The sequence below is a fragment of the Sphingobacterium chungjuense genome (assembly GCF_011316935.1).
Classification (GTDB): domain Bacteria; phylum Bacteroidota; class Bacteroidia; order Sphingobacteriales; family Sphingobacteriaceae; genus Sphingobacterium; species Sphingobacterium chungjuense.
Map to the genome: position 1 here is coordinate 971,877 of NZ_WLYS01000001.1, position 20,231 is coordinate 992,107.

At 42.2% G+C, this 20,231-nt stretch carries 18 protein-coding genes; 12 read left to right on the plus strand and 6 right to left on the minus strand.

Annotated elements, in window-relative coordinates:
- Positions 1 to 12: 12 nt before the first annotated feature.
- Genes GKO22_RS04425 through GKO22_RS04445 form a run of 5 tightly spaced genes read left to right on the plus strand, consistent with a single transcriptional unit; the run spans position 13 to position 6,614 of the window.
- The gene (locus GKO22_RS04425; RefSeq protein WP_166332850.1) at positions 13 to 765 is read left to right on the plus strand and encodes a DUF4843 domain-containing protein; all 753 of its coding nucleotides are present in this window, start codon (positions 13 to 15) and stop codon (positions 763 to 765) included.
- Positions 766 to 779: 14 nt separating this feature from the next.
- A complete protein-coding gene (locus tag GKO22_RS04430) occupies positions 780 to 2,279 on the plus strand; it encodes a PKD-like family lipoprotein (protein ID WP_166332851.1) in 1,500 nt (499 codons plus the stop codon).
- 39 nt (positions 2,280 to 2,318) lie between these two features.
- Positions 2,319 to 4,259, plus strand: coding sequence for a TlpA family protein disulfide reductase (locus tag GKO22_RS04435; RefSeq protein ID WP_166332852.1), 1,941 nt, complete (start codon positions 2,319 to 2,321; stop codon positions 4,257 to 4,259).
- 1 nt (position 4,260) lies between these two features.
- Entirely contained in the window at positions 4,261 to 5,334 is a 1,074-nt protein-coding gene (locus GKO22_RS04440; RefSeq protein WP_166332853.1) for an alpha/beta hydrolase, read from the plus strand.
- The gene (locus GKO22_RS04445) at positions 5,334 to 6,614 is read left to right on the plus strand and encodes an aspartyl protease family protein (RefSeq protein WP_166332854.1); all 1,281 of its coding nucleotides are present in this window, start codon (positions 5,334 to 5,336) and stop codon (positions 6,612 to 6,614) included. Before GKO22_RS04440 ends, GKO22_RS04445 begins: the two co-directional genes overlap by 1 nt.
- A gap of 129 nt (positions 6,615 to 6,743) precedes the next feature.
- Here the strand turns inward: GKO22_RS04445 and GKO22_RS04450 are convergent, their stop codons facing one another.
- From GKO22_RS04450 to GKO22_RS04470, 5 genes are all read right to left on the minus strand, one after another.
- Positions 6,744 to 8,225, minus strand: a complete 1,482-nt coding sequence (locus GKO22_RS04450; RefSeq protein ID WP_166332855.1) for a TlpA disulfide reductase family protein — start codon at positions 8,223 to 8,225, stop codon at positions 6,744 to 6,746.
- Between the two features lie 34 nt (positions 8,226 to 8,259).
- A complete protein-coding gene (locus tag GKO22_RS04455; RefSeq protein WP_166332856.1) occupies positions 8,260 to 9,633 on the minus strand; it encodes a RagB/SusD family nutrient uptake outer membrane protein in 1,374 nt (457 codons plus the stop codon).
- Positions 9,634 to 9,641: 8 nt separating this feature from the next.
- Positions 9,642 to 12,971, minus strand: coding sequence for a SusC/RagA family TonB-linked outer membrane protein (locus GKO22_RS04460; protein ID WP_166332857.1), 3,330 nt, complete (start codon positions 12,969 to 12,971; stop codon positions 9,642 to 9,644).
- 29 nt (positions 12,972 to 13,000) lie between these two features.
- Positions 13,001 to 14,017 (minus strand): FecR family protein, encoded by a 1,017-nt coding sequence (locus tag GKO22_RS04465; protein WP_166332858.1) that lies wholly within the window; start codon positions 14,015 to 14,017, stop codon positions 13,001 to 13,003.
- An 83-nt stretch (positions 14,018 to 14,100) separates the two neighbouring features.
- Positions 14,101 to 14,682, minus strand: a complete 582-nt coding sequence (locus tag GKO22_RS04470) for an RNA polymerase sigma factor (RefSeq protein ID WP_166332859.1) — start codon at positions 14,680 to 14,682, stop codon at positions 14,101 to 14,103.
- 279 nt (positions 14,683 to 14,961) lie between these two features.
- On the opposite strand from GKO22_RS04470, the gene GKO22_RS04475 reads away from it, so the two are divergent.
- The 7 genes from GKO22_RS04475 (at position 14,962) to GKO22_RS04505 (ending at position 19,514) form a co-directional block, all read left to right on the plus strand.
- Positions 14,962 to 15,417, plus strand: a complete 456-nt coding sequence (locus GKO22_RS04475; protein WP_166332860.1) for a M48 family metallopeptidase — start codon at positions 14,962 to 14,964, stop codon at positions 15,415 to 15,417.
- Between the two features lie 216 nt (positions 15,418 to 15,633).
- Positions 15,634 to 16,389 (plus strand): SDR family NAD(P)-dependent oxidoreductase, encoded by a 756-nt coding sequence (locus GKO22_RS04480; RefSeq protein ID WP_166332861.1) that lies wholly within the window; start codon positions 15,634 to 15,636, stop codon positions 16,387 to 16,389.
- 371 nt (positions 16,390 to 16,760) lie between these two features.
- A complete protein-coding gene (locus tag GKO22_RS04485; protein ID WP_166332862.1) occupies positions 16,761 to 17,084 on the plus strand; it encodes an ArsR/SmtB family transcription factor in 324 nt (107 codons plus the stop codon).
- Complete coding sequence (locus GKO22_RS04490; protein WP_166332863.1) at positions 17,084 to 17,584, plus strand: SRPBCC family protein; 501 nt, start codon at positions 17,084 to 17,086, stop codon at positions 17,582 to 17,584. The genes GKO22_RS04485 and GKO22_RS04490 overlap by 1 nt, the downstream gene beginning before the upstream one ends.
- A 19-nt stretch (positions 17,585 to 17,603) precedes the next feature.
- Complete coding sequence (locus GKO22_RS04495) at positions 17,604 to 17,816, plus strand: DUF4287 domain-containing protein (RefSeq protein WP_166332864.1); 213 nt, start codon at positions 17,604 to 17,606, stop codon at positions 17,814 to 17,816.
- 269 nt (positions 17,817 to 18,085) lie between these two features.
- The gene (locus GKO22_RS04500; RefSeq protein WP_166332865.1) at positions 18,086 to 18,304 is read left to right on the plus strand and encodes a hypothetical protein; all 219 of its coding nucleotides are present in this window, start codon (positions 18,086 to 18,088) and stop codon (positions 18,302 to 18,304) included.
- Positions 18,305 to 18,317: 13 nt separating this feature from the next.
- Positions 18,318 to 19,514: a GTP-binding protein gene (locus tag GKO22_RS04505; protein ID WP_166332866.1), complete on the plus strand. Its 1,197-nt coding sequence runs from the start codon at positions 18,318 to 18,320 to the stop codon at positions 19,512 to 19,514.
- A 17-nt stretch (positions 19,515 to 19,531) separates the two neighbouring features.
- On the opposite strand, the gene GKO22_RS04510 is transcribed toward GKO22_RS04505, so the two are convergent.
- Positions 19,532 to 20,110, minus strand: a complete 579-nt coding sequence (locus GKO22_RS04510) for a Crp/Fnr family transcriptional regulator (protein WP_166332867.1) — start codon at positions 20,108 to 20,110, stop codon at positions 19,532 to 19,534.
- Positions 20,111 to 20,231 lie beyond the last annotated feature (121 nt).

Sequence of the window (20,231 nt, forward strand, 5' to 3'; positions counted from 1 at the left end):
AGGAATAGCAAAATGAAGACATATTTTAAACAGATAAAAGCAGCTATTATACTTTCGAGTGTGATTGCGTTTTCGAGCTGCGAGAAAGATATTATGGGGTACGAGCAAGATGCACGCGTCTATTTCTTTGAGCGCGCCAATGATGTTACTGCGACACGTATCACACAGCGCAGCTTTACGTTCCTGACCTTAAAAGAAGAACAACGGAAGGATACCCTACACATTAAAGTAAAAACAATGGGCGAAGTATCTGCCAACGACAGATATCCCATTGCAAAAACGCTCAAGGAAGGTACGACGGCGGTTGAAGGAACCGATTATGAATTTATTCCAGGATTAGTTGCCGCCAATCAGATTGAGGGTTACGTTGCGGTGGTTTTGCATCGTACGGCGCGCCTCAAGCAGGAAACGGTGGTGTTGAATCTCACTATTGGTGAATCTGCTGATTTTAAGGGTGGTGTGCGTGAAGATGATACCTTTTCACTGAGTTGGTCTGACCGTTTAGTGCGTCCAGATACTTGGCCATTTGCTTTTGGAGCTTATAGTAATGTGAAGTACCAGTTTGTGATCGATGAACTGGGGATTGCGGATTATCCGGCGCAGTTGAGCCCACGCATTGAGGCAAAACCCGGCGAATACTCACTAGCCGATTTGACAGATATGGCCAGTCTGCTTCGCATCCGGTTGAGAGAAGTAAATGAACAGAATGTAGGTAACCCAAATTATCCTTTACGGGATGAAAATGGGGTGTTGATCGTATTTTAAAAAGGAGCATACAGATGAAAGGAATAATATATTTAGTAATGGGGCTATTTTTTACCGCTTTTACATGCTGTAAAGAAGACCTCGGCTCATATGACTATGTTGATACGGATATCGTTCAGATCGATACCACTGGAATGGGGTCCACTTACCGTATGAATCGTTTGTCCAACCTGAAAATTTCACCGAAAATCCGTATTCCCGAAGGGCATAACGGAACGTATCAATGGTTATTTTATGCGAAGCAAACTTCGAATAATTCTTCGATGAGTTCGAAAGAGATTTCGGATCGTGCAGATTTAGATGTTGTTATCGCAGAACCTATCGGGGAGTATGTTGCGGAATTAATTGTAACGGATCAGACAACGGGTATTAAGTCAAATGTGACGTTTAATGTCAGTGTCACCGCCAATATGGAATTTGGGATGATGATCTTGTATCAAGGTTCGGCCGGTGGCGATGTAGATTTTATTCGTACGCCAGCCTTATCTAGTACCATTACCGAGAAAACCCATGTCAAAGGCTTATACAGCCTCTCGATGGGCAAGCCGCTGAGCGGTCAAGCCAAATTTATCTGGAGCGCTTACCAAGCGTTTCAAATTACCAACTGGATCACTTTAGGAAGTGATAATTACCTAGCACGTTTCAAAGGCGGAGATTTTACATTTATTCGTGATCAAGAAGATATCTATCGTCGTAGAGAAACGGAAATCAACCCGCAAGCTTATGTATATAACAGCAATTCATTGCACGTATTGATCAATGGTAAAAAACTACATGTTACTGGAAATGGCTTTTACGAAAGTGATATCAAATTTCCGGGCGCAGTAGATGGTAATTATGAGGTAGCACCGTATTTGGTGCAGCGCCACGCATCAGCGTTCTCCACCATAGCTTATGATCAAAAAAATGGTCGCTTCATTCGATATTATCTATCTAATAACTCCATTGGTGATTTCGCAGAATCCATACCGGGTCAGTTGTTTAGCTTACGGAATATAGGAAAAGATATGCTTTACATGTGTAATGGAGCTTCCAACTATACCTATGCTTTCTTTAAGGATAAAACGGGCAACGGTCGGTGGATGCATGTCATAGATTTTACTAAAAGTGTAGATGGTGGCGATCTAGCAGTCGGTATGTACAATATGGCTGCCTTGCCAGAGATAGAGCAGGCCAAGTATTATCAAGTGAGTGGTTTTGGTGGTTTTGCTTATTACGCTACTCATGATAAGATATATAATTACGCCTACCGCAACGCCAATACAGCGAGTGTCGCATTTCAAGTTCCTGCGGGCGAAGAAATTACGTGCATGCGATTTTACAAGCCTATTCCGAATATTAGAGTTACGGACAAAGAGGAAAGGGTGTTATACGTAGCTACATGGAATGGCACAACTGGGAAAGTCTACGAACTAGCCTTGAATGAAACCTCAGGTGTTATTTCATCCAATCCCGTAAGCACATTTGACGTGGGAGGCCGTGTGGTGGATATGGCTGCGAGAGCTACCAATTAAGAGCTAAAAAACAACGAGAATTAAGCAACATATACGAAGATGAAGAATATCAAGAACAGAATTAAAGTATTAGCCGCAGCTATTTTTTTCAGCACTTCGGCGCTAGCACAGACACCCAACTTTAAGGTGACGCCGGAATTTCCGAAAGAAAATGAAAAAGTAGAGCTTAGCTATGATGCCAGACAGACATCGTTGAAAGATGCGCAGGAAATCACCGCTACGCTCACAGGATATCGAAATTTTACATGGACACAGGAGCAGCTTAATTTCACTAAGCGCGATTCAGTGTGGACCGCTAATTATGTTATCCCAGCAGGACTTGGTTTGATGAATCTAGTCTTTCAATCAGGAGAATTGATGGATTTGGGCGGTGATCTGACCTATTCGTACATTCTATCTGCACCTGATGGACGTCAAGTATCGGGCGGTATGCTAGGCTGGGGTTTGCTACGCACACCTCACCTAGTAAAAGGCGTTCCGTATGTGGTAGATAGCGCTTCGTACAAGACGGATGAAATTCTGATGATGTGGGTAAAATATGAATTGCAGTATCACCCAGAAAATAGATTCAAAGTGTTGTATGCTGCAGCATCTGCCTTGAAGCATATGAATACCGAAACTTCCTTAGGGAAGCTTAATAATGAGCTCAACACGCTTATGCAGATTCCAGATTTGAAAGAAGAAGATCTTTTGGAAATTCAGAAGGTATATAAAGAAATCTTAAATGATCAGGCAAAAGCGAAGGAGTTAGAGTCGATGATTACGACTCGCTTCCCTAATGGTCAGTATGTGAAAGATCAACAACGATTGGCGGATTTTAAGAAGTTTACGGAAGCAAGCACTGATGAAACCCGTCTAGCATTGGCTAAATCATTCTTGGATAAACATCCATATAATGAGGCAGAAACAGCTTTTAATGATGCCAATCGTATTAATTACATTACAGTGTATTGGAGTTTGTCTGTCTACACCAGTATGGCTAAAGATCTGGCAGCATATACAAAATACATTTCCACGTTGGCACCGTATGAGGCCATGAGCAATGTAATCTATCGTACATTGTATGTGCCTTATCTATCTCAAAAAAGTATGAATGCGCAAGAAATTCTTCCGTATGCTCGCGTGGTAATGGACAGGCTGAAATACTACAGAGATAATTATCAGGATGATAAATATGCAACAATGTATTATGGAAGTGCAGATCTGTTTGCGAAGATATTGGTAGATAATGGTCTTTTTGATGAGGCTTTTGAATACGCTGCTGCTGCGCAAGGTATTCAAAAATACGAGCGTGCGGATCTTAATGACACCTATGTACGTGCCTTAGAAGGTCAGAAAAAATCCAAAGAATTGAGACAAGCGCTGGAGACGAGTTATAGATTGAATCAAAGCTCCACCTATATGTTGGATCTGATGAAAGCGCTATACATCGCCGACAAAGGATCTGAAAAGGGGTACGATGCATATATGGCCTCTTTAAAAGATGCTAGTAAGGGCGAAGAATTGAAAGCCAAAGTCAACAAATTGCTGATCAGCAAAGAGGTACCTAACTTCCAATTGAAAGATCAATACGGCAAGACCGTCAGCTTAGCTGATCAAAAAGGAAAAATCGTCGTGCTAGATTTTTGGGCTTCATGGTGTGCACCTTGTAAAGCGGCTTTTCCAGGTATGAAACTCGCGGTCGATCATTTCAAAAACGATGATAATGTGGTTTTCTTTTTCGTAGATACGCAAGAGAAAAAAGGTGATATGACGGAGTATGTGAAAAATTATATGGAAGAGAATAATTATCCCTTTACCGTATTGTTGGATGGCGACAGCAAAGCATCAAAAAACTTCGGTGTTAGCGCTATTCCACATAAGATTGTGGTAGGGCCAAATGGGAAGATGCGGTTTTCGGAAGTAGGCTATATGGGTAGCGCTTCAGAATTATCGGATGAGATTATCGAAATGGTACGTGTATTAAAAGAGGGTAAATAGCATGAGGAAATTAATTAACCTATTGGTGTTGTCTGTGTGTTTGATTCCAGGATTAGGTTTTGCACAGCAGTACAAACAAGAGGATGTTGTTATCAATACAAAAAAAGATACGATACAGATCGGTGCTACGATTACTGTTCCTGACAGTGCCGGTTCATTTCCTGCCCTAGTTCTACTTTCTGGAACTGGGCCGCAGGATCGTGATGGTACCATGGCGGGGCAAAAATTGTTTGCTCAGTTAGCAGATTACTTGAGTAATCGTGGATATATCGTATTGCGAATGGATGATCGCGGTGTAGGAAAAACCACGGGAACTTATATGGATGCGACCACAGCGGATTTTGCCAAAGACGCTTTAGAAGCGATAGAATATCTCAAAGCGTATCCACAAGTTGATGTGAATAAAATCGGTCTTCTAGGACATAGCGAGGGAGGTGCAGCAATGTCGATTGCGGCTTCTCAATCGGATGATGTTACTTTTTTAGTGAGTTTGGCGGGTTTAGCAACCAATGGTATGGAATCATTGTTGGTGCAGAACGAAAACATTGTGCGTAACTCGCCCGCAACGCCTGTGGATCAAGGGCGCTACAATCAGATTAACCGATTGATGTTTTCTACGGCGTACCAATATGCCGAGTCAGATAGCTTGCATAGTAAGCTAAACGAAGTGTACGATTATTGGAAAATAAAAGATGATTTGTACTTCAAGACGTTGGGTATAGAGCACGACCATTTTAGATTTCCAATCTATTCTTATTCGCTGAATGCTGCCGGTCCATGGTATCGATATTTCGTGCGTTACAACGCCGAAAAAGTATTGAGCCATGTCAAAGTGCCTATTTTGGCCATCAATGGTGATCAAGATATGTTTGTCGATCCCACTAATTTGGACGGCTGGAAAAATTACAGTCAGTCAGGACAAAAAGGTTTGGTCACTACGATCCTTTTGCCGCAGGTAAATCACCTGATGCAACAATGTGTGACTTGCGATACGAAGGAATATGCGGAGCTAGGCGCCATGCCAATTAGTACGTTGGCGCTCGTGGGTGATTGGTTAGACAAAACGGTGAAATAATGAAAAAGAGTTTTATTCTGATCGTTTTGTCTTTGGGGCTATTCGATACACTATCTGCACAGGAAAGTCAGTCCACTAAAAAGGTGAATACGATTATAGAGCATCTCAATACAAAGAATAGCGATGCATTGTTGCGGATGATGGCCGATAGTGCCCGTATTGGCAATCTACCTGTGATGGATAACAGCAAAGTGGTGCCAGAGATCTTATCCAAATTCAATAGCATAACGGATTTTTCTGTTTCTAAGCAAGAGCATTTGCCGAATGGGGATCTGTTGATTTCTTTAGGTGTCACCTACCAAGATGGTAAGGAAGGGAAACCTACTTTTACCTTTAATAAAAAGGGTGATATCGTTAATCTAGGCATCATCAAGGCACGTCTGACTGGAAATCCAGAGCGTGCCTTGGCAGATGCCAAAGCATCAGCCATACAGCCAGATACGGTGCAAATTCCATTTCAAATGATGAATGGTCTTATTTATGTACCCGCAAAACTGAATAATCAACAAGGATATTTCATGTTTGATAGCGGCGCGCCAGTACTAATTCTTCGAAAAAAATATATCAGTGAAGCCCACATCAGCAAAGATGTATCGGTAGATTTTACGGGAATGGGCGGCATGATGCAAGACGTAAAATGGGCAACAGGGAATACCTTGGATTGGGGAGGTATTCAATTGAATGATCTTGATGCTCCGGTCGCTTCCATGGATGACATGGAGTTAGAAAATGGCGTTCCTATTTTTGGATTGATGGGCTACGGCATTCTGAAAGGATATCAGCTTACCTTTGATTACGGTAAGCAACTACTTTTATTAGAAAAGGTGGATGAGCAAGGCAATTTGACGGGTACTCAATTTGCTAAAGGCGAAATTCTTTCTAGCTCAGTCATGCGTATGAAAAGGCATATCCCTATTGTTGATGTACTAGTAGATGGAGCGGTCTATCCGATGGGGATTGACTGTGGTGCCAATGCAAACGTGATTAAAGTGGCAGCTGCGGAGGTCTTAGCCGAACATATGGATTATGACGAAGAGCAGGTTTCCATTAACGGAGTTGGCGGCTCTGCCCAGAATAACAAAGTGGGGTTTTTGATGCATTCCTCTGTTGGTGATGTAGATCTTGAAGATATGTATACCGCCGTGACAGATCAGATGATCGGTGGTGGTACGGGAGATCAGGCATTACCTATTGTAGGTTTATTGGGGACTCCATTTTTGATCCAATATAAAATGACGTTGAATTTCAATAAAGGAGAGATTTCCTTTTATAAAAAATAAGTGTTCGTAGTTTAGTTTAATAAATATAAGAGCCTGTTACCGAAAGGAAACAGGCTCTTTGAGATAGTAGCTATCATTGTATATTCATGAAGTAATGCTCAATACATCACTCCCTAACGAGCTGAAAAATTAAGATTTAGTTGCTGCCTGATAGGGTTTTTTAGCTGCCTCAATAAGCTCCTTCATCTCCATTTTGATATAATCTACATTGGGTGATGAGCCAGTTAAGAAATAGCGAATCTTACCATCTGCGTCGATTATAAACTTCGCTGGAATTCCTCTCACGCCAAATTTCCCAGCCAATACTTCTCCCGTTTGCGCATCTTTCTGATCGTCATACAATACCTCAAAAGGGTAGTTGTTTTTCTCGATGAATGATACCACATTTTTCTTGTATTCTTTGTCGCGTTCCCAAGTGTTGATGAATAAAAACTGTACGTTTTCATCGTTCTCGTACATGGCTTGAGCAGCTTGCATGCCCGGGAAGGAACGAATACATGGCTGACACCATGTTGCCCAGAAATCCAAAACGACCACTTTGCCTTTCAGGCTGGCCAAGCTTACTTTTTCGCCCTTAAGGTTCAGCAAGTCGAATGCTGGAGCCTCCTTGTAGACCGCCATTTCTTTCATGTGCTCTTGGATAGATTTTACTAGCTCCTGCTTCAGGCCGGTGTTGTACCGTTCATAACCTTGCATAGAACCATTCAGCTCTTCGTAGAGTTTTTTCAAATCATTCTCTACGTTAAATTGGCCTTTGGCATACAGTTTCGACAGCACATTATATGCCTCCAATTTACGGTTTGTGCCCATCAACGATTTGTAGTACACATTCGATAAACCATCTGCCTGCTCTGGCGCAACCGCCATCGCCTTCTCAATAAGATCCAATGCTTCGGCGTATTCTCCGCGGTTTACTAAAATGCCCACGTATGAAGACATAGAACTCGCATAACCCATTGCAGCAAATTTGGCTTTATTATCCTTTTGCTCTTCGGGCAGGCTAATGTAATAATAAGCGTCGTCCATCGCGACCTTCAATAGCGGCGCTGCAGAAACCGTGTCGCCCGCCGCTAATAAAGTTTGTCCGACAGGGAGATAACCGTTCCCACGCCAAAAACGCTCGTGCATCTGCTCCAAATATTGAATTGCTTGCGTTGGTTTTTCTTCTTTGGCAAAAGTTCCCGCCAAATTAGCGAGCACATAATCGTAAGTGAGCTCTTGTTCTGGGAAGTTTTTCACCGGCCATTTTTTGACCAACTCTTTATATGCCTTTTCTTTCGCGGCACTACCTTCGGCCTCATAAAATACCTCAGTGATGTATGTATCTCTGGTCAGACTGCCTTTCGGGAATTTCTTTGTAGCCGTCTTGGTTACGGCCTCCATCTTATCCTCGTGGTCGAGCGTACGAAGGATGTTGATCGTCATGCGGTAATCTTGTTCGGCCTTCAAGTTTTTGACGTCACTAAACAACACATTCGCTAAGGAATCCTTCTGTTCTAGTGTGCCATTTTCTATGACGCCGCGATTTTTTTGGTACAGGTTTTCTGGCTGCTGCTGTGCGTAACTAAAAGTCGCGGTAAGGAGCATAGCTATCAATAGTTTAGTTTTCATCTTGTCTATGTTTTTATGGTTGACGTATGTAATGCTAATTTTCGTATCCTGCGTTTTGAGTCAGGTTATTGTTTAAGAGAATCTGTGCGTTCGGAATTGGGAAGAGCACATCTGTAGGCTGCCAGTTCGCCTTGATTGGAGACAAGACTGCGGTCGCCCGATTGGTGCGTTTTAAATCAAACCAACGGTGTCCAAGCTCCCCGAAAAACTCATGCAAGCGTTCCGTTTCGATCGCCGTCAGCAGTTGCGTTTGCGTGAGCGATGCAGATAGTCCAGCTAATCCCGCACGCGTGCGGATGGCATCGACATCTTCTTTCGCTCCAGAAAGATTGTTGCGGTTAGCGCGAGCTTCGGCACGGATCAGGTACTGTTCTGCCAAGCGCAGTACAATATGGTATTCATTGCCGGTTCCGGACGAAACTTTATACTTTGTAATAGCATAATACGCTTTGCCCGACACTGTTTTTGGCGTAGCCCAGTTGCTTTTCCGTAAATCTACTGTAGGAGTCGTTTCAAAGCTATTGTATGCCGCATCTGGTAGCGTGTAGGCTGGGATTACATTGGCCACGGTAATGTAGTTCGCTCCGAACGTGGTGACACCATTTAGGTTGGCAATCTGGAAAATCACCTCGTTACTTGTGTTGGTGAAGTTACTGGTTGTTGCTGGAAGGCCATACTCCGTAGCCTGCAACACTTTTGTAGCTTGAGATTCGGCTTTTTCCCAATCATTTCGGTAGAGATACACGCGAGCCAATAAAGCACTGGCCGCATGTTTATTAACGCGTGCGCGGAATGTGCCTTCATAGGCTGTAGGCAGTTTACTTTCGGCATCAGTAAGATCGGCAATAATCTGTGTATATACTTGATCGGCAGACGTTCTTGCTAAAGAAGCTTGATCAAACACTTCCAAATCGCTTAGCACATGCAAAGGCACATCGCCATATAAATTGACCAGATAGAGGTAGGTATATGCGCGCATAAATTTGGCCTCTCCCAAGAGTTGGTCTTTCACGGCCGGTGTTAATGTAGTAGATCGTTCTAAGCCAAAGATCGCATTGTTGGTGTTTTTAACCAGCTGGTACAGACTTCCCCACAAGTTGTTGACATAACTATTGGTATTCAACAAACCATTGTTGGCAAACTCCAGTAAACCAGCATCGGCAGCATTATATTGCAAATCATCGGCGGCCATTCCTGAGTAAAAGGTGGTAGTGCCTAAGTTACCTATGCCGGAAACATATAGCCCGAGAACCACGCTGCGAGCGGAAGCATCGGTGCGAAAGGCATCATCTAACAACACTTGTGTAGGCGGTGCGCCCAGCTCCACAAATTTCTCGCAAGATGTAGAGAGCAGCGATCCGGCTAGGATCGCAGCAGAAAATATATGTTTATTTAAAATGGTTTTCATGGTGGTAATTAAAATTGACAGTTAAATCCAAAAACAATAGTTCTAAGCGGTGGCAACACCTGCCCGATGGTTCCGGTGCCCAATCCTGATGGGCCACCCTGTACGGTGGTTTCGGTATCGAGCACATACTTGTTTTTTGCCCAAGTAAACAGATTTTGTCCTTGTGCGAAGATGTTGACATTCGACATCTTCGTGCTGGATAGCCAACTGGCTGGCAAGCGATAGGATAAGTTTACAGAGCGAAGTTTGATGTAAGAGGCATCGCCATATACCGCATTCGAATTCGTAAATTGGTTGTACGAGGTATATACGGGATTGCCAGCCGTAGTCGTGGCAGCTGGAATATCTGAACTACTATTTTCTGGTGTCCAGCGGCCTAACCAGTACTCGTTCTGATTTACCATAGCTCCAGGTCTGGTATTTAAGATTTTGGTCACGCCAAAACGGTGATTAAACTGGAAAAATACACCGAGTTCAAATCCTCTGTAAGTAAACGTGTTGTTAAAACCACCATAGAATGGTGTTCCTAAATCAGCAATATAACGATCATCTAAATTAATCACACCGTCTCCATTACGATCTTCATACATCGCAGCGCCGGTAGTAGGATTCACACCTTGGTAATTGTACAAGCGCACTAAGTTAATGGGTTCGTCAACGATGAAGCTACTGGCGAAGAAGGATTGTTCGATATTTGGAAATTCGAGCAACTTGTTCCGGAAGAAGGTGAAGTTGGTCGATGTCTTCCAAGAGAAATCCTGACTTTCGATGTTCGTGGTGTTCAGTTCCAGCTCCAATCCCGTGTTTTGTATTACTGCTGGCAGGTTGGAGGTGTAGCTGTTATAACCCACTTGTGTAGGCAAACCTGCAGAAGTGATCTGATCGCCAGATCTATTTCTAAAGTAATTTGCTGTGAATAAAATGCGATCTTTCAGGAAACCCAAGTCTAATGCAAACTCCAGTTTCTTTGTGGTTTCCCATTGGATAAACTCATTCGGTAAAGTCACCAAGTTCATCGTTGCATTGCCCAGATAAGCTTGCGAGGAAGAATATAATTGCAGGTAGATGTAATTTGATATTTGATCATTACCCGTCGTTCCAAAACTTCCACGGAGCTTACCGAAACTCAGAAAATCAACATTATCGGCTACAAAATCTTCTTTCGAGAATATCCAGCCCATACCAACGGCACCAAAATTTCCGAAGCGATTCTTCGGGCCAAAGCGCGACGATCCATCTCGACGGAAAGTACCGTTAAAGAGGTATTTCTCTTTCCAGTCGTAGTTTAGCTTACCAAATACCGCATTGTACTTGTACATCACTAAGTTGTTGTTCGCTGTAAATAGGCCAGCAGCACTCAGTGAGCCCAAAAGGGCATCATTGCTATAGTTCGATCCATTGGTAGTTTGTGTAGCCGAAGAGTTTTGTTGAAAACTCGTTCCCAATAAGGCAGTCAAATTTCCGTCTCCAATCACTTTGCTGTAATTCAACGTTGGTTCGATGATCCAGTTCTGCGCTTTGGTATTTGAAAAAGACGAAGTACCCAATGTCGTCGCTACGGTATTATTTAAACTCGTGGAAGGCGTTTGATTATTTTGCTGCAATTGCGTGATGGTATAACCAAAATTTGCTTTGGCTACGAATCCGGGAGCGATATTATAGCTCAGGTTGGCATTTGAAATCAAGTTGTTGGTCTTGCCAATGTATTTTCGATCGAGCATGGCAATGGGATTGCTGATCCCAAATGAGGAAGGCAACCAATAGTAGGTGCCATTTTCATTGTAAATCGGATAATTTGGTGGCAAGTTGTAAAAAGAAGATACATCTGAGCTCGGCATATCCGTCATGTCGTTGGCATAACTTACCGAGAAAGCCGCATTGAATCTACCATCGCTAGATTTATGATCTAGATTTAGACGAGAGGTAAAACGGCTGTTCTCACTATCGCCGTAGAATACCGTGCTTTCCCTTCTGTAACCCGAGTTAAAGAAGAAACGCGTGTATTCATTTCCGCCAGATAGATTGGCCTGCGCATCGGTAATATGTCCGGTATTTCCTATCAGCAATTTCTGCCAATCCGTTGCGGCATTTTGATCCCATACCGTCAGATCCGGTGCATTAGCTGTCGTAGGTGTTACACCATCATTCGCAAAAGCCTCTCTCCGTAAAGCCAAGTAATCCGGCAAGTTCAGCATCGGAATAAAGCGATTTACCTCCGTAATACCGGTGTTAAAATTGACACCAACTCGTGTACGGCCTGAAACTCCTTTCTTCGTGGTAATCAAGACGACACCGTTGGCTCCACGACTACCATAAATAGCGGTAGCATCGGCATCTTTCAAGATATCAATCCGTTCAATATCGGATGGATTAATCATGTTGAATGGGCTCAGTCCGCCAGACGCACCTGATATACCAAAGGCATTTAGATTATCCGTTGCTGGTGCGCCACCGTTGAAGTTGGTGAAAGGTACGCCATCCACTACATAAAGTGGAATAGATCCAGAAGTCGTACCGCTTAGCGATGCCTGATTTCTGATTTGCACTTGAACAGCACTGCCCGGCACACCGTTATTTTGTGCAATCAGCACGCCCGGCATTCTGCCGGAAAGCGCAGCAAGCGGATTGCCTACCGGTTGTGCTTCGATATCTTTGGCCGTAATAGACGCGACTGAACCGGTGTTGAGACGACGCGTTGTCGTACCATATCCGATAACGACGACTTCCTCCAAACTTCCTTTTTCGGGTACCAATTTTATAGGAGTATTTGTTTTCGGCAGATCTTTCGCAGGGATTTCCAATTTTTGATAACCGATAAAGGAGAATATCAGGGTAAGGTTGTCTCCTTCGAGCAACATCCCCCAATGTCCGTTGGCATCTGTCGCGGTACTGGTTTGCATGTTGCGGTAATCTAATTTCTGGTAATTTTTGACCACAATGCTAACGCCTGCTAATGGTTCGCCGACCTCGTTGACCACTTGTCCGGCAACTCGCGTTTTAGGTTGGGCATTTTCGCGGATGGAGATGATATCATTATTCATCACTTGCCAGGTCAGGTTGCTTCCTTCCAGAGATTTACTCAGAATCTCTTTGACCGTCAATTGCTTTCCAACTAAGTTAATCGTCTTGTTGGGGAGGCTATTTTTACTGTAAAACATTTTGTACTTACTCTGCTCATTGATAGATGTAAACACATCCTCCAGCTGTCCATCTCGAATAGAGATGTCCATCTTTTGAGTTTGAGAATAAGCGTATCCCGGCACATGGAGATGTGTTAAGCAGGATAATAGGATGGCGAGCCTCGCAGTCCTAGTTAGGTTAGGTAGTTTAGTATTCATAAGTTTGTGTAGATGCTATTATTCTTGTATTATGGCGTCGTGATGCTGATGTTTCCGGCGGTGTCTTTTTGATAACGAAATGCTGCTACGGCCTGCAAGCCTTGCAGTATATCGTCCACCGGTTCGTTATCGAAGGTGGCGGAATACACCTGATTTGCAACTGCTTGATTTTTTATCGTGATTTTTACGCCGTAGATGCGTTCTAGTCTACGAGCTATCTGGGCGAGCGATTCGTCCATAATCGTCACCCGTTTGATCATCCATTCTGTCTCGGTAGACTGACCATCTTTTTCAGAAATAGCGATCGGTCTAATATTAGTCGCGACGTTAGGGAGTGTGTGTGGTTCATTCTTTTCCCGAATGGCTTTCATTGCTTCAACAGGTGGATTTTCTAGTACGAATTTCTCTTTTGGTTTTAAGATGAATTTTTCCTTTTCCTGTCCTGTTTTCCATACTTCCACCTGACCACGAATAAGCGACGTTTCGGCCTGTTGATCCTCTTGATAATCTCGTACATTGAAAGCGGTTCCTAATACGCGGATTTCCATGCGAGGCGTGTGAATCAAAAAGGGTTTCTCTGCGTCTTTTGCCACATCAAAATAAGCTTCTCCAATCAGTGTTACTTCCCGCGTTGCAGCATCTTCAAATGATTTTGGGTAGATCAGCTTGCTTGATCCATTTAAGGTGATTTTCGAGCCATCTTCCAACATGATTTCTCGCATTTCACCACCGGCGATTTGTATCATCTCCGTTTTTTGGAAATAGTTTGTTTGTAGATAGTAGCCAAGCAAAAGTAGTCCGAACAGTAATGTGGCTGCTGCGGCAAAGCGAACTCTATTATTGGGTGCACGATAGGGAGAAACCGATTTTTTCATGTTGGCTTCCACAGTGGCTAGATTTTCCGCTAACTCTGCATCACTAATATGATGCTTAGATCGTTGAGCATAATGCAAGTAAAAACTGTCTAGCCAGCGCTTTTCCGCTGGTGTAATAGGCCCTCCGTTGCGATACCGTTTTAATAACTGCTCGATATCCTTTTTATCCATGTTCATAGGTTGTTTTTTCCCGGCATTGCTGTCGGTTAGTTATACATATGACGGGGAACTAAAGGAAAGGGAGTACTGTAATATTAAAATAATGTTAAAATAATCGGAATAAGCAGTAATGCTAGCTTGGTACGCAGGTAGCGCAAAGCATTATGTACCTGTTTTTTTGCCGTTTTCTCTGAGATATGTAATTTTTCTGCGATTTCTTTGTAAGAAAGGTGTTGTTCGCGGTTGAGTTCAAAGATTTCTTTGGTTCTATGCGGTAGCTGCTGTTTCTTTTCTTCAATAAGTGCAAAAAGATCTTTCTCTAAAAGCTGTTCGTCCGCGAAACAGTTGCCTTCGTTTTGGAAATGTAATAGTTCGTCCATATATTTTGCCACTACTTTCTCGTGGCTAATATGGTCTAATATCCTGTGGCGGACAGCTTGATAAAGATAGGCAAGCGGTGTGCTGTGCACGTTCCATTGTGCGTGTCTGGTCCAAATGTTCAGGAATACATCTTGGATAATATCGTTACACAGTTCGGTATCACCTGTCATGCGATAGGCATGACGATACAGGGCGGTTTTATGCCGAAGAAACAATTCGTCGAAGGCGCGTTGGTCGCCACCGTTGACTAAAGTCACCAGTGCAAAATCATCCAAATCCACCCATCTATTATTCAAAACTGTTTCGGTACTAAATATGTTGATTTGATAAATTTAAAAATTATTTACAAATCTGATGCAAAATGCGTATTTAAAATACTTAATTGATTTATTTTTATTAAAATATGCGCGTGTAATTTACAAATATTTCTTCTGGTTGTGATTTTTCGTTGAAACGAAATTTAGATATAAACTTTGGTATTAATAGCATTAAATTGCTCAGGGAGGTTTTGTATTGCGAAGGATTTGCTGGGGTTAGTAATATGTAGAATTCTTCGTGACTAATCTTTTCACGCTATGGACTGCGTCGGTAATCAAGAGGAACTCATCGGGGTAATTTGTCACGAAATAGCGCATATCGAATTAAATCATGTCATGAAAAATCTGGTGAAAGAAATCGGTCTCTCGGTACTGGTTTCTGTGACCGCGGGCAATGCTGGTGGCGAGATTATGAAAGAGTCGGCTAAGTTACTTTCATCGTCCGCTTACGATCGGAATTTAGAAAAGCAAGCCGATATCCAAGCTGTCGATTATCTCTTAAAAGCAAAGGTGGATCCTCATGTATTTGCCGATTTTCTCTACAAACTGTCTGATAAAGCGCTCGAATACCTTAGTTGGCTGAGGGCGCATCCTGATTCTAGAAAAAGAGCCGACTATATTATAGAATATAGTCGCGGCAACGGAAAAGACTATCAGCCAATTCTTTCTAGTGTAAGTTGGGAAGGTCTCAAACAGGCTGTTTCTGATTTCTGAATATTATTAGAACATATGTTTGTTGATCTGCACAAGTGTTGAGGTTGGATTCCTTATTTATTATCCTTTGATTTATTTTATTCCTCTTAAATAGGATTTCAAGTTCTTATTGAGAAATTTTTGTTATATTTATTAATATTATTGTTTTGGGTATAATTTAATTTTCCATTAATGATAGTTTACTAATTAAATAGGGATATTTTATAATAAAGTTTTATGAGAAAATTAGAAGGTAAAGTAGCAATTGTAACAGGTGGAGGCTCGGGTATAGGGCAGGCAATAGCAAAATTATTCGGTTCCAATGGAGCAAAAGTTATCGTAGCAGATATCGATGAAGAAGCCGGTCGTTCTGTTGTAAATGATATTAAAGCCGCTGGTGGCGAGGCTCTTTTCGAAAAAGCAGATACATCTCAAGTAGAAGATAATAAAAAGCTTGTTGAGGTAGCAGTTGCGCATTTTGGTAGATTAGATATCGCGATAAACAATGCCGGAATAGCCGGCGTAGGTCAACGTACAGGCGAGCATGATATTGATAGCTGGAAGAAAGTCATTGACGTAAATTTGAATGGAGTATTTTTTGGTTGTCGATTCCAGTTAGAGCAAATGGTCAAAAATGGTGGTGGAAACATTGTGAATATGTCATCAATATATGGTATGGTGGCTGCGCCAATGAATGTTGCTTATGTCACAACAAAGCATGCAGTGGTTGGTTTAACCAAAAGCATCGCTGTCGAGTATGGCGCTGATAATATACGGTGTAATGCAGTAGGGCCAGGTTATATTTTCACTCCAATGCTAGAGAAAAATTTAACACCAGATCTACTCGAACATTTTGCTGCACAAGCCCCCATAAAAAGATTAGGTTCGGCTGAGGATATTGCTAAGTTGGTATTATTCTTAAGTTCTGATGATTCTTCGTTTGTCACTGGCGCTTATTATATAGCAGATGGTGGTTATACTGTCGTCCGTTAGTGGCTATCTATCTTTACATCAGGTACGACACTTATCTATGAGTAAGTAAATTTCTATTCATTTCTTGGCTCAGTACCTATCCCAATTCTAGAAAAGGAGCCGACTATATTCTAGAATATAGTCGCGGCAAAGGAAAAGACTATCAGCCAATTCTTTCTAGCGTAGGTTGGGAAGGTCTCAAACAGACTGCCTCTCGGTAGTCAACTTTTCGCTTCACTTTTCGTCGTATTCTTTATAATCTATGTTACCAATTTTGCAGGTAGAGTAGCCTGCTGCTGCTAAACAGCAAGAATTACTTAAATGTACAAAAAAAATTACGCAACCGAATAATTGCATATATATTTGTAATTACTTGGTAGTGTATAAATAAGATGAAAAGTAGAAGAGATGTATTTCAAGCGATTGCAGACCCGACCAGACGGGCAATTATTTTGCTATTGACGGCAGGCGCACTGACTCCCAATGCCATTGCAGAACATTTTAACTCCAGTAGACAGGCAGTTTCTAAACATCTGCAGATATTGAATGAATGCGATATTGTGCGCCAAGAACAGCAGGGCCGAGAAATAAATTATCATTTGAATGCCGAGAAGGTGAAGGATATCGAGAAATGGTTGGATCAGTTCAAGCAATTATTGACCCAGCGATTTCATCAGTTAGACAACGTATTGGAACAACTTAAATCTAATAGATAATGAAAAAAGCAATTTTATTCAACTTCGAAGTTGACAAAGACCTTAACCAAATCAAAGTAGAACGTTCATTTAATGCACCCGTGGATTTGGTGTGGGCCGCTTGGACAGAAGCAGACATTTTGGATCAATGGTGGGCGCCAAAACCGTGGACAGCTCAAACTAAATCCATGGATTTCACTGAAGGCGGCTATTGGTTGTATGCTATGGTTGGCCCGGAGAGTGAAAAACATTGGGCGAGAGCGGATTACATCACCATAAAACCAGAACAATTTTTCTCGGCATTAGACGGCTTTTGTGATGAACATGGCGAAATAAACACGAGCTTACCGCGCAACAAATGGGAAAATAGTTTTGAAGCAAAAGAAGATCATACGGTTGTCAATTGCGTCTTGAGCTTCGAATCCTTAAAAGATTTAGAGCAGATAATTGCGATGGGCTTCAAAGAAGGTTTCACGGCGGGGCTCGAAAACCTAGATCAATACATTGCGAAGCAGATTTAACACTTAAATATCACTAATTATGTCATTTCAAGCGTATCTAGATCATGTCCAAAAGAAAACTGGAAAATCACCGGAGGACTTTAAAAGAATGGCGGAAGAGAAAGGTTTTCTGCAAAATGGTGTGTTAACAGTCAAAGCGACAGAAGTCACCAATTGGCTAAAAGCAGAGTTTGAATTGGGACATGGACACGCGACAGCGATCTACGCTTCCCTCAAAGGGAAAACTTCCTAGATCTTCCAGATCGAAAGTCTCTTTAAGCGATCTTGTTCAGTGCATTGTAGACCACTTATCTGTTGTAAGGTAAGTGGTCTGCTGTTTTATATGCCAAGCTATTGATCTGCTTACACGAATATACTATTACCGAGATATTGAGTATCCCAATTACCAATTAAAAACCTATACCTACCGTGATTTCATAAGGATAAAATGCAATAAATATTTTATTGCAACTATGTTGCGTTTTATAAATTTTGTTTTACCTTTGATCAAAAGAAGGAGATATGGCCGTCATTCCACAAAATTTTGAAGACTGGAAATTCTGCATCGAAGAACAATGTGGAATCCTACTGACCGTAGTATTTGCCCAGCAACTCTTGGCTATCTATAACAATGAATTGCTACCAGAAACACAACGATTCATCCACCGATATGGCCAAGATCATCTCCGACATATCAAAGAATGGTTTGCCCGTATTGTCGAGGAGAAAAAAGTGAAATAAATAGATAGGTAATATGAATAAGAAACTGCCGGTAACGGTACTAAGCGGATTTTTGGGAGCAGGTAAGACCACGTTGCTAAATCACATCTTGCACAACAAGGACAATCTAAAAGTGGCCGTGATCGTCAACGATATGAGCGAAATAAATGTAGACGCACAAACGGTAGAACGAGAGAATTTACTTTCACGAACCGAAGAGAAATTGGTAGAGATGAGCAATGGTTGTATATGTTGCACACTACGAGAGGATTTGATGGTAGAAGTAGAGCGGTTGGCGAAAGAAGATCGCTTTGATTATCTGCTCATCGAAAGTACAGGAATTTCAGAGCCGGTGCCGGTGGCGCAGACATTTAGCTATGTAGATCCGAATAACGGCATTGATCTTTCTTCCTTTAGTTATATCGATACCATGGTAACGGTGGTGGACTGTTATAACTTTTTTAATGATTTTGGCAGCGCCGAAACATTGGTGGATCGCGATCTGACGGATGATGATTTTGATAATCGAACCATCGTGAATCTGCTCACCGACCAGATCGAATTCGCCAATGTGATTGTACTCAACAAATCGGATCTAGTTTCTGACGAAACAATCGGCGTGTTAGAAGCGGCGATTAAAAAGTTGAATCCTGAAGCCAAAACTATCCGTACACAATTTGGACAAGTAAAGCCGCAGGAAATCATCGGTACAGGCGCTTTCAATTTTGAAGCGGCTTCTTCTTCCGCTGGTTGGATCAAAGAATTGGAGAATGAGCATACACCTGAAACGGAGGAATATGGCATTTCTTCTTTTGTATTTCGCGCGCAAAAACCATTTCATCCTGAACGTTGGTACACCTACCTGAATGAAAATTATCCGAACAACGTGATCCGCGCGAAAGGACTTTTCTGGTTGGCTTCGAGACCTGATGCGGCCATTAGTTTTAGTCAAGCCGGCGGAAGCCTAAGATTAGAAAATGCGGGATCTTGGTGGAGCAGCATGCCCGAAGAAGTGCGTTATCAATATCCAGATTACGCAGATATAAGAAATGATTTGCTGGCACGATGGCATTTAGCATGGGAAGATCGCAAAAACGAATTGGTATTTATAGGTCAGAATTTGGATAAAGTAGAATGTTTGGCTCAGCTCGAGGCTTGTCTATTAACTACAGAGGAGGAAAATGACTGGAGAGCTACCCCATGGAAGGATGACTTTCCACAGAATATGTAGCTACAGAAAGCGATTGACTATTTCGCAGTCAATCGTTTTCTAATCGTACTGACAAACTCGGGAGAAATACCCAAATAAGAAGCAATGTAATACTGCGGCACGCGTAATGGCACGGTTGGGTATAATTTAATAAAATCGAGATAGCGTTCAGTCGCCGTTTTGGAAATGGTGTTTATCAATCTGTTTTGCACCGTAGAAAGATTTCGTTGTACCAACATCCGAAAAACACGTTCGAATTTTGGTAAAATGGAAAGCAGCTCTTCTTTTGTTTTGGGTGTCAGGACGAGCATTTCTGTTTCTTCCATCGCTTCGATATAGAAATTGGATGGTTTCTGTTCGTGAAAAGAAGCAATGTCACTCACCCACCAGTCTTCTGCAGCAAAAGATAAGATAACCTCGGCGCCTTTCTCATCTAGGTAATATATTCGGACACACCCTTTGCGGATATATCCTTCAAATTGACAGATTTCTCCGGCTCGCAGCAGGATCGTTTTACCGGCAACAGTTTTGCATTCCAAAAGTTGGGTAAAGGAGGCCATCTCCTCGTCGGTCAGCGTGATCCATTTACTGACGTTCTGGACAATATTTTCAAACATCTAATCTGATTTTACGAACATCCGTTATCGCATTTATGAGGCAAAAGCCAATAATGGCTAATTTGCGGTACAATACGAGGTAAATATAGCTAGAAAACGGATAAACCGCATCAGATTACCC